General features: G+C 42.5%; 10 protein-coding genes. 3 read left to right on the top strand and 7 right to left on the bottom strand.

The genetic code is table 11. The features are described from left to right. Window positions 1–37: 37 nt before the first annotated feature. A complete protein-coding gene (locus V7K40_RS18385) occupies window positions 38–685 on the top strand; it encodes a hypothetical protein (protein WP_334962105.1) in 648 nt (215 codons plus the stop codon). Window positions 686–1,023: 338 nt separating this feature from the next. On the opposite strand, the gene V7K40_RS18380 is transcribed toward V7K40_RS18385, so the two are convergent. The 7 genes from V7K40_RS18380 to V7K40_RS18350 all read right to left on the bottom strand — a co-directional run bounded on the left by V7K40_RS18380 (window position 1,024) and on the right by V7K40_RS18350 (window position 11,181). Next, the gene (locus tag V7K40_RS18380) at window positions 1,024–2,403 is read right to left on the bottom strand and encodes a PrsW family glutamic-type intramembrane protease (RefSeq protein ID WP_334962103.1); all 1,380 of its coding nucleotides are present in this window, start codon (window positions 2,401–2,403) and stop codon (window positions 1,024–1,026) included. Between the two features lie 461 nt (window positions 2,404–2,864). Continuing rightward, window positions 2,865–3,467, bottom strand: a complete 603-nt coding sequence (locus V7K40_RS18375) for a DJ-1/PfpI family protein (protein ID WP_334962101.1) — start codon at window positions 3,465–3,467, stop codon at window positions 2,865–2,867. Between the two features lie 207 nt (window positions 3,468–3,674). Further along, window positions 3,675–4,127 carry a nitrate reductase associated protein gene (locus V7K40_RS18370; protein WP_334962099.1) on the bottom strand — a complete coding sequence of 151 codons (453 nt, stop codon included), beginning with the start codon at window positions 4,125–4,127 and terminating at the stop codon, window positions 3,675–3,677. A gap of 255 nt (window positions 4,128–4,382) precedes the next feature. Then, window positions 4,383–4,835, bottom strand: coding sequence for a phosphate-starvation-inducible PsiE family protein (locus V7K40_RS18365; RefSeq protein ID WP_334962097.1), 453 nt, complete (start codon window positions 4,833–4,835; stop codon window positions 4,383–4,385). A gap of 287 nt (window positions 4,836–5,122) precedes the next feature. Then, window positions 5,123–7,348: a nitrate reductase gene (locus V7K40_RS18360; protein ID WP_334962095.1), complete on the bottom strand. Its 2,226-nt coding sequence runs from the start codon at window positions 7,346–7,348 to the stop codon at window positions 5,123–5,125. A gap of 330 nt (window positions 7,349–7,678) precedes the next feature. Further along, the gene (locus tag V7K40_RS18355) at window positions 7,679–9,181 is read right to left on the bottom strand and encodes a NarK family nitrate/nitrite MFS transporter (RefSeq protein ID WP_334962093.1); all 1,503 of its coding nucleotides are present in this window, start codon (window positions 9,179–9,181) and stop codon (window positions 7,679–7,681) included. 404 nt (window positions 9,182–9,585) lie between these two features. Further along, window positions 9,586–11,181, bottom strand: coding sequence for a ferredoxin--nitrite reductase (locus tag V7K40_RS18350; protein ID WP_334962091.1), 1,596 nt, complete (start codon window positions 11,179–11,181; stop codon window positions 9,586–9,588). 478 nt (window positions 11,182–11,659) lie between these two features. Between V7K40_RS18350 and V7K40_RS18345 the strand changes: the two genes are divergently transcribed. Further along, entirely contained in the window at window positions 11,660–12,073 is a 414-nt protein-coding gene (locus V7K40_RS18345) for a ubiquinol-cytochrome c reductase iron-sulfur subunit (protein ID WP_334962089.1), read from the top strand. Window positions 12,074–12,090: 17 nt separating this feature from the next. Further along, window positions 12,091–13,392, top strand: a complete 1,302-nt coding sequence (locus tag V7K40_RS18340; protein WP_334962164.1) for a HEAT repeat domain-containing protein — start codon at window positions 12,091–12,093, stop codon at window positions 13,390–13,392. The last annotated feature ends 61 nt before the right edge of the window (window positions 13,393–13,453 follow it).

The raw sequence follows: 13,453 nt of genomic DNA, 5'->3' as shown, positions 1-13,453 counted from the left end.
CTGTCAATACCACCAAATAATTGTGAGGTAAGAAAAAATGGCTAATAAAAGTAACGGCTCAGACACTTACTCTTCTTTGCCGTCTCAAATAGATTTAGAGTTATTGGAAGCGTTACTGGAACCAGACGATGCTACTTATCCCTGGAATCCAGCGGATGAAGAGTCAGAAGCTTATTTTCACGAGTTAGAACAACAGTTTGGAATGCAAGATTTGCTTGAGGAAGAACTGACAACGCGATCGCAAGATTTTTACAGCCATCTAGACACACTTTGGTCTGGTATTGCTTCTGTACCAGACTACAATAGCAACCGACAACAGGCAGTAGTGCTTAATCTTCAAGAAACATTACGCACTACTTTTGCCGCCTGTATCCCCCAAGGATTGCTCAACACCATCGCTACCAAAGCTGCTGAAATTTTTGCTGCCCAGCAATCAATGGGTGAGCAACTGGTTGAGTGCGTTCAGACAGTACTACCAACTTGGGGAACAGAGGATCTTTTAGTTTTGGCTCGTCCTTTTGCTTACGCGATGCGGAGTAGCGAATCACAAAACGTGTCATCTGCGGTTAGTAATCTTAACAATAGTGAATGGACAGCTTTATCAGAAGTAGACAAAGCAAAGGTTAGTTTAGCGATCGCTTACTATGCTTTTACTCAACTCAACAAGTCTCAGTCTGAACCTTAAATAGGGAACAGGTGACAGGTGACAGGGAATAGAAAAGTAGAGAAAGCTAAATTTTTTTCATTGGGCGCTGTATTCGCGTAGCCCCCCCTTTGTACTCACTCTGTTCAGAGGCGTCTTTTGGAAAGATGTTGGTTTGTCTTACGCAGAGGCGCAAAGAAAGAGTCAAAAATCAAGATTTTTGTAAAAGGTTTAATGATCTTTATTTTTTAGGTATAGTTGTACCAGTATAAGTTTACAGTGGGCTAATTTTGAAACTAGGCCATCTATCCCAAGAGATAAATATTCAAGAATCATTAGACATTGATTATTTCTTCCTCACTCCCTCCCTCCCTCCCCTTTTATTTTGGGCCCAGAAATCGGGTAGCAAAATTTTGCGATCGCGTCGGTGACAGCGCCCGTGCCTTGAGAATTGCCGCCATCAAAAAGGCGTAAGATAACACCCCTACAACTACCAACAGCAAGGCATTAATTGATCCTGTAGCATTCCACAGGGCATGGAGAGCAGAGGCACTAAGATAACCAATAGAAAGAATTTGCCAACTTCTACTGGGTTTGAGGACAGCCAACCCGATAAAATAACCCAGGTAGCCACTATAAGCCATGTGTCCGGCTACAGAGCCTAAAATTCGCGGAATTAGCAGCTGTAAACCCGCCAGTTGACCAGCAGCGCCTGTACCCACTTGTTGCGCGACATTTAGAGTTATATCCGGTACATATTGACCCAGAGTTTCCAATAGAGTGAAACCCACAGCAGAAGCTGTTCCCAGGAGAATACCATCTAGAGGTTCCCAGACGCCTATCCGTTCCCGCCAAGGTGAAGACAACATTCTACCGATGGCAAACGCCGTTAGTACAGGCAATGCCTTAAGTAATTCCTCCATCAAGCCAGCCCCAAAAAACATCCGCACCAGCAACTCTGTAAAGCTAATAGATTCTTGGGGTAAGGGCAAGCTTCCAGGTAGGATGCGAAACACAAAGATAAATAAATCCAACAGCGGACTGAGTAAAATCAGCGTTGTACCCAATGCCGCACCCATTAGCACCCACCAAGGCTTCTGTTTACCGCAAAGTTGGTAAACAAAATAGTAGGCAGCGAAGGCGATGTAACTTGCTACGATCACTTGATTAGCTCGGGGCTGACCAACTGTAGCAAACATTAGCACTACAAAAATTACGGTCAGTATTCCCGGTATGAGGTAAGCTTTACGAGTTAAATCTTTACCAGTAGAAATAATCGGAAAAAGCTGGGTGAAGCTAACAGAATCTGGCTGCTTTAATTGCGTGTGGTTGTGGTAGTTTGTTGCCGAAGGTAATGGTGTAACTTGGTTAACTGTTGTGGCCGGGGTTTGGTAGGTAAACTCGTACTCAAAAACGTATTGTGGACCATCAGCACCTAGAGAAAAGCGATCGCCTGGGTGCAGTTCCTGACATTCATACAAGCGTTGTCCATTCAAATAAGTGCCATTAGCGCTATTTAAATCACAAAGCACCCAGCTGAATTTGCTATCTGGGGATATAGAGAGGGGACGAACCACTGCATGACGACGAGATACCATTCGATACGTCATGGCATCCAAGACAACTTGGCAGCTGGGGTCGCGTCCAATTACCATCTCTTTACTGGGGGGCAGCGAATAGCGAGATTCTGATCCAAAAGCTGCCCCATTACCAGACACTAGCCGCAGAAATGCATTATGTCTTGCGTTTTTGCCTGTCATCGAGTTAGAGTGCGTTTCTAAACTAATTCTTCTTCATATAATTTGGCAGCAGGACTAACCTTAGCCACATTAACAGCAGCATTGCTAAATCCACTATAGCTTCACTTCCTGCTAAGAAATTTAAAATTTCCGATGCAAAATTTCAAATTGTTTCACCTAATGTAAATAAGTATTCCATTTGCTGAGAGTTTGTCCTCAACCTGGCTTGCTAGGCGGATAAATCAGATTGTATCGGTGCTGTACTCTTGACATCCTAGTTGTAAATTAAACCCACGGCAATTTATCAAAAAATAGTAGTTTTCACTGCATATAGTTTCATCAAAAAACTATATGATTTTCAGTTGTCTGTTATCTGTTGTTTTTGCCACTGATAATTGACTAAGCTCCTTCGGGGCAGGGAGTAGGGAGTAGTGAAAGAAACTGCCCCGAAGATTGAATCAAAAGATTTCCCGTATCTTGCCTCAAACAGTTGTAGCCAGTTCTGGGTGTTCAATCTTAGTTCCAAGTACTGTGAGGAATTCTGCCAGCCAACGGGGATGAGCAGGCCAAGCTGGTGCTGTCACCAAGTTATCATCAACTATTGCCTGATTAACAGGGATATCGACATAAATCCCTCCAGCACTCTTGACATCTGGGCTACAAGCAGGGTAACCAGTACATCTCTTGCCTTGCAGCACATCAGCAGCTGCCAATAACTGCAAGCCGTGGCAGATGGCAGCAATCGGTTTATTCGTTTGGGCAAAGTGACGGGTGATTTCTAGCACCTGCTGATTCAGACGGATATATTCTGGTGCTCGTCCTCCGGGAATGACTAAAGCATCATAGGTTGCCACTTCTACTTCTGCAAACGTAGCATTTAAAGTGAAATTGTGACCGGGTTTTTCGCTGTAAGTCTGGTCTCCTTCAAAGTCGTGAACTGCTGTCCGCACCTTGTCGCCAGCTTTTTTGTCGGGGCAAACTGCATGGACAGTATGTCCCACCATTTGCAACGCCTGGAAAGGAATCATTACTTCATAATCTTCTACATAGTCCCCAATAAGCATCAGAAGTTTTTTTGCAGCCATATTTTTGTTACCCTCACCTATTAGTCAATAGTTAATAGTTGTCTATAAAGTAAATATTAATTTAGAGTCAGCTATGTTAGGCGTTAGCCTATGCGGTAATTTCTGATACATTACGGCACTAACTGTGCTGTAATGTATCATTTAAGCGGCAAGTTAACAAGGTGTAATTCATCTTACAGATTTGTTCTGTTAATGACTATTGACTAATTAAAGCAGATGGAATTCTGTGATCGCTTTCGGAAAGTTTTTATTTTCATGTCCTGGGCGGCTGAGTTTAATCAAGGCAAAACGCTGTAACGGCGTTAAAGCTGCCCAATGTTGCTCTGTCAGGGTTACACCTATTTCTTGAGCTTTTTCCTGGATGCTGGCTGGTACAATGGCAGAGTCTAGCCATGCAGGATGAGGCTCGATGGGCAATTTTATAGCTGCTAAACCCGTGCGTTGTAAAATTAATTGCTGGATATGCTCGCGGTAAGACTGAATTTCCGTTTCTGTAGTGCAAGGTAATTCGACTAAAGCTTGACGTTCGGCTGTAGTCATTTGATTCCAATCAGACAATTTTAGCTTGATGCCACAGGTATCTAATTTACAACGCACCTGCATGGGGATGCAGCGCAGGGAATCAACAAAGTCTGCTTCAAATTCAAAGAAATCTGCCATAAGTAAGTATTCAAAATTCGAGCATTCAAAATTAAGGGTTTTTAATCATCGATAATTTTTATATCTCAGTTACATAAATTATCAATTAAAAACAAGATTTATCTAGCGATCGCACATTAATTATTTGTCCAAAATACAGTTTAGGCTAATTTTAAGTATCAAATATACTATATTATATTGGCAGAATTTTTATTTTAACCTATATTTAAGTACATTTATGCCTGAAAACAGCTGATTACGCCTTTATTTTTAACGTCAATTTTTGGAATTACTTAGACGAATTATCAGATAACTAATTGAGAGGGCGAGAATAGCAATTCCTAAACCAATTATATCAATACCTGGAACTTTTTCTAAGTCAAGAATAATAATTTTTCTGGCAACAGCAATTAAAGATGTGACAATAACTAATTCAACTTGAAAAACGTGTTTTCGTAAATAAGCTGTGATATTTTCTAAGATTTCTAAAGCAATTAAAATATTCAAAAATAGCCCAAAAATTTTATACAATGTTGTGTTAAACTTTGCATAAGGCGCTGTAAATAACTCTTTAAAAATAAATATTCCTAAATCCCCGATCGCTACCAAAATTACAATTACCATAAAAATAGATAGAGCTTTAGAAACTAGCACTTCTATGTTTTCGATAATGTGCATGAAGTTCTCATCTTTGGTAGTTACTGAAATTTGCCTTAGTAGCTTTCTCATAATGCTGCACCCAATTCTCAAATAAAATAAAATCCCATAGATAAATCTAAAGGATTAAAAAACGAGGAGTTGCTAAAGCTTTGTAAATTTTTTATTCTTTATCCGTAGCTAAAATCGAGGCTAGTAAAACCTCTTCTTAGGAGAGATTTAACCTCTTTAGATATAGTAATTGGTAACAACCAAAATTAGATAGTCATAAAAAATGATAATAACTATTGACTATTGACTATTGACGAAATTACCTATTGCTGGTTATAAATTATCTTTTGAGCGGTACACTTAAGAGCTTACAATTGTGAGGACTGGAGTTGATAATCTTTAACTGTTACCTGCACAGAAATTGGTATCAGCTGCACTGCACAGGCTTTTAATTCTGGTTGCAGCGAATCAGGACAAGATTCGGGATGGGTGAGGGCATTAGCTTCGGCATTGTTTGCCCACAGCGAACCCCAATGCATGGGGACAAAAACTGTACCAGGCGCGATCGCTTTTGTCACCTTTGCCGGAAACTTAGCTTTACCGCGACGCGATCGCACTTCTACACACTGATTATCTACAATACCTAAGTGAGCAGCATCACGGGGATGAATTTCGATAAACGGTTCGGGATGCATTTTGCAAATTTTTTCAATCCGCCCGGTGCGTGTCTGCGTATGCCAGTGTCCATAAAGTCGCCCATTAGTTAGCACAAACGGATAATCTGGGTCTGGTGGTTCTGCCAATCCCTTTGAGTAATATGCCCCAAATCGAGCGCGTCCATCAGGGGTGTGGAAGTGCAAATCAGTGTATAACCGTTTCCCAGAGCGATTAGCAGATGCTTCTCCCCCTGCTTCCCCTACTCCTCTGCTCCCCCTGCTTTCTTCAGGATGAGGCCATTGAGTTGAACCTTCTGCTTGTAATTGCTCATGACTGATACCTGTCATATCACAGGGGCGAGTTTTAGTTAGTTTGGCAAACTCGGCATAAACTTCAGCAGAGTTAGCAAAAGCAAACTCTCTCTCAAAACCTAATCTCCGTCCAACTTCTGCAAAAATTTCCCAATCTGCTCTAGCTTCTCTTGGCGGTTGGCGAAATGCTTGACATAGAGTTACCACTCGTTCGGAGTTTGTCATCACACCAGTTTTTTCACCCCACTGAGCTGCTGGTAGTAGAACATGAGCGTAAGCAGAGGTTTCTGTAGGATAATAAGCGTCTTGGTAAATAGTAAAAGGCGATCGCAATAATGCCTTCTTCGTCCGCTCCAAATCTGGCATACTTACAGCTGGGTTGGTAGCTGCAATCCACAATAACTCTACAGCACCATTTTCTAACTCAGTAATCATGTCCCAAGCAGTCAAACCGGGATTGGGCGAAATCTGTCCTGGCTTGAGTCCCCAAAACTCCTCAACTTCTGCGCGGTGCTGAGGATTTTTCACCGTCCGATAACCCGGTAATAAATGCGCCAAACCTCCGGCTTCCCGTCCTCCCATTGCGTTTGGCTGACCAGTGAGGGAAAAAGGGCCTGCGCCAGGTTTGCCAATCTGTCCAGTCATCAGGTGCAGATTAATGATAGTTCTGACCTTAGCCGTCCCTTCTGACGATTGATTTACACCCATTGACCACAAAGACAATACTCGCTGTGATTGACCCCAATAGCGAGCTGCTGTTTCTAAATCTTCAATGCTGATTCCACATTGACGAGCTACCACTTCTGGGGGATAGTGGCGAATCACTTCCGCATATGCGGGAAAGTTGCTGGTGCAGTCGTCCATGAACATCGTATCAATGTAGTTCCAGTGCATCAACAAGTGGGCAATGCCGTTTAACAAGTCGATATCTGTACCAGGACGAATCGCTAAATGCAAATCAGCGGCTTCTGCGGTTGGTGTGCGACGGGGATCAACCACAATCATTTTGACTTTGCGGTTCTTTTTGTGATATTTCTCCAGTCGGTTAAAAACAATGGGGTGACATTCAGCTGTATTAGTACCAATTAAAAATGCACAGTCAGTTAACTCCAAGTCTTCGTAACAGCAGGGCGGGCCATCTGCACCAAAGCTTTGAATGTAGCCAGCTACAGCACTAGACATACATAAGCGAGAGTTAGCATCAAAATTATTGCTACCCAGACAGCCTTTCATGAGTTTCTGGGCTATGTAATAATCCTCAGTTTGAAACTGACCAGAACCGTACATACATAAGGCTTTTGGGCCTTGGGTAAAGCACACAGTTTGAATGCGCTGCGTGATTATATTAAAAGCTTCATCCCAACTAACCCGCCGGAACTCTTGATCCAAAGAATCTCGCACCATTGGGTAATGTAATCTATTTTTATCTAAAGATTCCGCGATTGTTGCACCTTTAACGCAAACCATTCCCTGACTGGATGGATGGGCTTTATCGCCCCGGACTCGCCAATTTGGATTTCCTTGGCTATCTCGATTAGTTGCTTTGCCATGTTGGGCTGGGGGTGAAACTTCTAAACCACAGCCAACACCACAGTAAGGACAAAGGGTTTTGGTAAATTCACTCATGGCGGTTATACTATTTTGTTATTTCGGTTGTGCAACCTCAGATGTAGCGGCAGTTTGATAAATTTGTACGTAATACAAAAACTCTTTAAAACTCTTATTCCTTTGTGACGGCAGTCGCTATAACGGGGGGAACCCCCGCAACGCGCTGCCTCTCCTTTGTGTCCTTTGCGGTTCGTTTTTTCATAAATTTTTTTAACGAACCGCCAAGACGCAGAGAGCGCAGAGAAAAGAAAAAGAGATTTTCATGAATTAAGACTTTTATAGAAGGATGAAGTCTAAAGTTTCCTATTCAGATTTAATAGTGAATTTACGACTTCATCCTTCAGTTGATTATTCTTCAGTTAAGAAAATAGAGTTTTTAGTTGCGGTTTCTGGCAGTTCACTTTCATAAGCAACGGCAAAGGAACCTTTTGGTTCTTTGAGGAAGAAGGCACACATGAAAGCGCAGACTATGGCAGCTAAACCCATTGTGTTAAATAGTGTAGATGCGTCAGTTAAACTAAAAATTGTCAGGTAAACCACGCCGCCAAAATTACCGTAAGCTCCCACATTACCGGCAATTTGTCCTGTGGCTTCCTTTTTAATTAGGGGTACAATGCTGTAGGTTGCACCGCAGCCAGCTTGGGCAAAGTAAGCGGCAAACATTGTAACTGCGATCGCTAGCGGAATTGGCCAGTTACTATTAATAAAATGTGCCATTAAATAACTAACACCAATACCAGCGCTGATAATTGTCATTGTCCATTTACGTGAGCCAAATTTATCAGAAATTAAGCCACCACTAGGACGAGAAATTAAGTTAAGGAAGGGATAGGTAGCAGCAATCATCCCAGCGACAACATGCTCTAAACCAAAGGTTTTTTCAAAAAATGCCGGGAGCATAGAAACAACTGCCAGTTCACTGCCAAAGCTTGTTATGTAAGTGAATTCGAGTAAAGCTACTTGACCAAATTGAAAGCGTTCAGATGGGGCGTAAGTTTTCTTACCAATTAAAAGTTCTCGGTTTACCTGCCAAGCTTTATAACTTTGGTAAGTAAACAATCCTGCTAATAGCAACCAAGCCAGATACATTTGGCTCAAAGTTAAGAAGTGAATGTTCTTTTGTTCTAAGCGCCAAGCTAATAAACCCAAGGCGAAAATCAAGCCAAAATTCGAGATAATCATCGCCCAGAAGCTTTTAATACTGGTCACTTCCAGAGAACCATTTTTCTGAGGTTTCTTATAGACTTTACCTGTGGGTGTATCTTGGACGCTGTTGTAATAAATTACGCCGTAAATAGCTGCAATAATCCCTGTAAGTGCGATCGCTAATCGCCAGTTAGAAGCACCACCAGCTAAAAAGCTAGTAGAAATTGCAAGTATCGGCAAGGCAAACTCTGCACCAAAAGCCCCAAAGTTGCCCCAACCCCCATAAATGCCTTGAGTAATGCCCATCTCCTTCGGCTGGAACCATTCCGCTACCATGCGGATACCGACAACAAACCCAGATCCGACAATTCCCATCAGCAAACGACTGATAACTAATTGATTAAAATCTTGCGCTAGTGCGGTCGCTAAACAAGGAACAGCCGCAAACATCAGCAAGATTGAATAGGTGATTCTGGGGCCAAAACGATCCAGAAGCATCCCAATAATTAATCGGGCAGGAATTGTCAGGGCCAGGTTACAGATGCCCAAAGTTTTGATTTGCTCTGGCGCTAAATGTAGTTCTCTGCCAATAGTTGTAGCGAAGGGGGCAAAGTTAAACCAACACACAAAGGTGAGAAAGAAAGCAAACCAAGTCTGATGTAAGATACGGTAGCGATCGCTGAATGAAAATAAGTTTTTAAGCATTTCAATCTATCTAAATTGAATAAAACACGGAGAAGAGGTAGGGGGAGCAGCACTTCTCTGCGAGACGCTGCGCGTAGCTTGCTTCCCCGTAGGGGTACGGCTACGCTCAGTGCCCGAGGAGTAGGGGGAAGTTGAGCCTTTGAGACTGAAGGTTAAGCCTTAAAGGTTGAAGGTTAAGCCTTTAAGCCTGAAAGTTAAGCCTTAAAGGTTGAAAGTTAAGCCTTTAAGCCTGAAGATTAAGCCTTAAAGGTTGAAAGTTAAGCCTTTAAGCCTGAAGGTTAAGCCTTAAAGGTTGAAGGTTGAGCCTTTAAGCTTGAAGGTTGAGCCTTTGACCTTTGACTTTTGACTTCCCCGTTCGCGTAGCGTCTCGCAGGGAAGGGGCTGACCAATACCTCCGATAAGTATTAAGAGTTACTAACTACTAAGGCTTCTTGCTTGAGTTTTGCCCCGAAGCTTTTGATTAGTAAATCTTGCAATACTGGCTGCAAGTCTTCGCATGGTATGCCTTTGGTGACGCAAGTTCCTAAATGAGCATCTTTGCCGACTTTGCCACCCATATATATGTCAACGCCTTCCAAGGTTTTGCCATTTTTGCGAATCTTAGTTCCCATCAAGCCAATATCTGCAACTTGGGGCTGTCCACAAGAATTGGGGCAACCTGTCCAGTGAATTCGTACTGGCTTGGTGAAGGTTAAATCTTCTTCTAAGGCTTTAATCATTGCCAGAGCGCGGTTTTTGGTTTCGATCAGGGCGAAGTTGCAAAATTGTGCGCCTGTACAGGAAACTAGCGATCGCGTCAACAAACCTGGCTCAATGGAAAACCTTTCCAGCAAATGCTCTGTTAAAAATGTTGCTAAACATGAGTCAGAAATGTTGGGAAGGACGATGTTTTGTTCAACGGTAAAGCGGATTTCACCACTACCGTAAACTTTTGCTAGACGGGCAATTTCAAACATGTTTTCAGCATATAGTCGCCCTACTGGAATGTGCAAGCCTACGTAATTTAATCCCGGTTGTTTTTGTTTATATACCCCGATGTGGTCGCGTTTTTCCCAGTCGATTTCATCTTTTGCTGCTGCGGGTAACAATGATTTACCCAAACGGTTTTCTACTTCTGCTCGAAACTTTTCTAAACCCCATTGATCAATTAGCCACATCAGGCGGGATTTTTGCCGATTGGCACGCGGACCATAATCACGAAAGACTTCCAAAACCGCTCTACATACAGCTACTACATCTTCGGGAAGCACCCAAGCATTTAGAGGAATTGCCGCTTCACATCGTTTGGCTGAGAAAAAGCCACCCACTAAAACGTTAAACCCGAAAATTTTTTGCTGGGAATGGACAGAGGCTAAATTTTGCTCCCCTGCTTCTTGAAATGCTGGAACAAAAGCTAAATCGTTGATTTCGGCGTGAACTGAATTGTCTCTTCCACCTGCGATCGCAATGTTAAACTTCCGTGGTAAGTTGCTAAACTCTGGGTTTCCTTCCCCTTTGTTGGTGAGCATATCTTGAACTTGCTGTACTAACTCTCGTGTGTCGTACAACTCATCTGCATCCAACCCCGCCACAGGATCGCCTGTGATATTGCGGACGTTATCCATCCCTGACTGAACGCTAGTTAAACCAACTGTGTCAAATCTATTAAAGATATCTGGTAAATCTTCAATTCTGATCCCTCGTAATTGGATATTCTGTCTGGTAGTAATATCAGCGCAGCCATCATCTCCATAGCGCTGCACCACTTGGGCTAAAACACCCATTTGACTGCTGGTGAGAATACCGTTGGGCATCCGTAACCGCATCATAAACTTGCCTGGGGTGACTGGGCGAAAAAACACACCCACCCACTTGAGTCGATGATCTCGATCAATTTCATCCATTGCTTCCCAACCAAGGGCAGCAAATTTCTCTATCTCACCCCTGACGGCGAGTCCATCTTTTTCTGCTTTGAATTTCTCAAACTTATTGAGGTTGGTGGTAGTTGCTGTGTCTGTCATGAGTCTGATCGTTACAAATTACTAAATATGGTGATAATTGCCCAACATCAACCCCTAGTTCCATCAGGTGTTGTATCTACGAAGGTTTGGGAATAAAAACTTAATATTTGCTTAGGAGCATTCCAAAGCGAAACCCCAATCCGTGATTAATTAAGGAAAACTTGTCAATATTTACATCTGGGAAATTTGTCAAGCAGCTTTAGATACTGTTCATGTAACAATTTCGATACTCATAAGTTAAAGGGAGATTTCTGTTAAAATCGTATAAATTGTTACGATTTTTTGGTAAAATTGCTGAAAAAGTATGAAAGCTATGCATTTTTTGCATCAAAGTCAGTTAATGAGCCACAAAAAGCCCTTGATGAAAAGTATTTAAAATAACTGAAGCGATTTTGGACTGCCATAGATTAATCCAAAATCCAAAATCTAAAATTGAGTAGCAGATGTTAGCTAAAACTTAGATATTATTTCAGCAGCTATGAAACGTCGTGATTTTATTAATTGGGTAGGTTTGGGTTGGATAGCGAGTTCTCTACCTGTAGCGATCGCAGCCTGTTCTTCTCAAACAACTTCAACATCTGGGGATTGGCAAACAGTAGGCACCTCGGCAGAATTAGATAAGACTGGCCAATTGCTGGCTAAAAACTCACCTGCTGGGCCTGTATTGGTAGTTGGCACATCTAAAGCTGCAAATCTGACAGCTGTTAACCCTACCTGTACTCACGCAGGTTGCACTGTAGCATGGAAAGCTGAGGTAAAAAAATTCGCCTGTCCCTGTCATGGTTCGGAATTTGGGGTTGATGGTAAAGTTCAAAAAGGCCCAGCGACAGAAGCGCTTAAAACTTACGCCGCCAAGATTGAGAGCAATTCAGTTGTAGTCAAGCCAAGTTAAACAATACAATTCAGGGTATCGTGAGTAATATCAACCAGCTTTTGGTGCAAGCCCGAACAGCATACGATGCAGCTGATTGGTCATCAGTAATTCAATATTTACAACAATTAATTTTAGAGACAGATTTTAAACATCCAGAGATAGTTAAAAATCAAGAATATCTGCTGACATTAACACTTTCAATGTTAGAGATGGGGGATTTTCAACAACGCTGGGAAATCACCAAAGTGCTGACTCACTTGGGAAAAATTGCCATCCCACCACTCATTGACATCTTAAAAGATGAAGATGCAGAAGAAGAATTACGCTGGTATGCAGCGCGGACTTTGGGTGAGTTTCAGCACCCGGAAGCGATCGCCCCCTTGGTAGAATTGTTGAAAACCGATGAGGATGAAGAACTCAAAGCGATCGCAACTACGGCACTAGGGCAAATGGGTACTGTTGCTATTACTTCACTAACTGAACTTTTATTAGATGAAGATACACGGCTTTTAGCAGTGCGATCGCTTTCCTGTATTCCGCAAACAGAAACTATCACACCGCTATTGAGTATAGTGCAAGATTCACAAGCAACAATCCGCACTGCTGCAATTGAAGCCCTCAGTAGCTTTCATGACGAACGTGTACCACCAATCTTATTAGACGCTTTGGATGATATCGCTGCTACAGTTAGGCGTGCAGCAGTTCTTGGTTTAGGTTTTCGCCCCGACTTACGCCAAGCATTAGATTTGGTAATAAGACTGCAACCCAAGCTTTACGACTTTAACCTTGAGGTTTGTTGTGCAGCCGCAATTGCCCTTTCTCGGATAGGTGGTGATGACGCTGCCAAATACTTATTTGATTTGCTGATTTCACCCCAGACACCGATAACGCTGCAATTAGAAACCATTCGCGCTTTAAATTGGGTGGGGACGCCATCCAGTTTGGAATATTTACAAACAGCATTTAACCAAATCACATCCGAGACACTTTGGCAAGAAATTGTCACAGTTTTGGGGCAAGTGCAAAAGCCGCAGTTAACTACACCAGCCGCAGAAATCTTACTGCAAATACTGCGATCGCAGCATCCAGCCGCAGAGATTGCTAACATCAAAAGTGCGATCGCCTTGTCTTTAGGACAGTTAGGCAAAATGCAAGCTATTGAACCATTGATTTCGCTGCTAACTGATCATAATGCATCGGTAAGACTACATGCGATCGCTGCATTGAAAAATTTGGATGGGGAAGCCGCCTATCAACAATTGCAGCAGTTAGCAAATAACGCCGCATTCACACCAGATTTGCAACAAAGAATAGCGATCGCTTTAGCTGAATGGTAAATTTCTTGTATTTGTATCTATTAGCGGTTAATGGGTTATCGCAGGTAAGGCACAATCAGAA

It is taken from the genome of Nostoc sp., assembly GCF_036917195.1.
Lineage (GTDB): Bacteria > Cyanobacteriota > Cyanobacteriia > Cyanobacteriales > Nostocaceae > Nostoc.
The sequence above is the reverse complement of the archived record's forward strand: the minus strand, read 5'-3'. Positions and strand labels throughout refer to the sequence as shown.

Excerpts from the sequence above, each read along its gene's own strand:
- V7K40_RS18365 (WP_334962097.1), bottom strand. The coding sequence starts at position 4,835 with ATGAGAAAGCTACTAAGGCAAATTTCAGTAACTACCAAAGATGAGAAC.
- V7K40_RS18360 (WP_334962095.1), bottom strand. The coding sequence starts at position 7,348 with ATGAGTGAATTTACCAAAACCCTTTGTCCTTACTGTGGTGTTGGCTGT.
- V7K40_RS18370 (WP_334962099.1), bottom strand. The coding sequence starts at position 4,127 with ATGGCAGATTTCTTTGAATTTGAAGCAGACTTTGTTGATTCCCTGCGC.
- V7K40_RS18350 (WP_334962091.1), bottom strand. The coding sequence starts at position 11,181 with ATGACAGACACAGCAACTACCACCAACCTCAATAAGTTTGAGAAATTC.
- V7K40_RS18345 (WP_334962089.1), top strand. The coding sequence starts at position 11,660 with ATGAAACGTCGTGATTTTATTAATTGGGTAGGTTTGGGTTGGATAGCG.
- V7K40_RS18385 (WP_334962105.1), top strand. The coding sequence starts at position 38 with ATGGCTAATAAAAGTAACGGCTCAGACACTTACTCTTCTTTGCCGTCT.
- V7K40_RS18355 (WP_334962093.1), bottom strand. The coding sequence starts at position 9,181 with ATGCTTAAAAACTTATTTTCATTCAGCGATCGCTACCGTATCTTACAT.
- V7K40_RS18375 (WP_334962101.1), bottom strand. The coding sequence starts at position 3,467 with ATGGCTGCAAAAAAACTTCTGATGCTTATTGGGGACTATGTAGAAGAT.
- V7K40_RS18380 (WP_334962103.1), bottom strand. The coding sequence starts at position 2,403 with ATGACAGGCAAAAACGCAAGACATAATGCATTTCTGCGGCTAGTGTCT.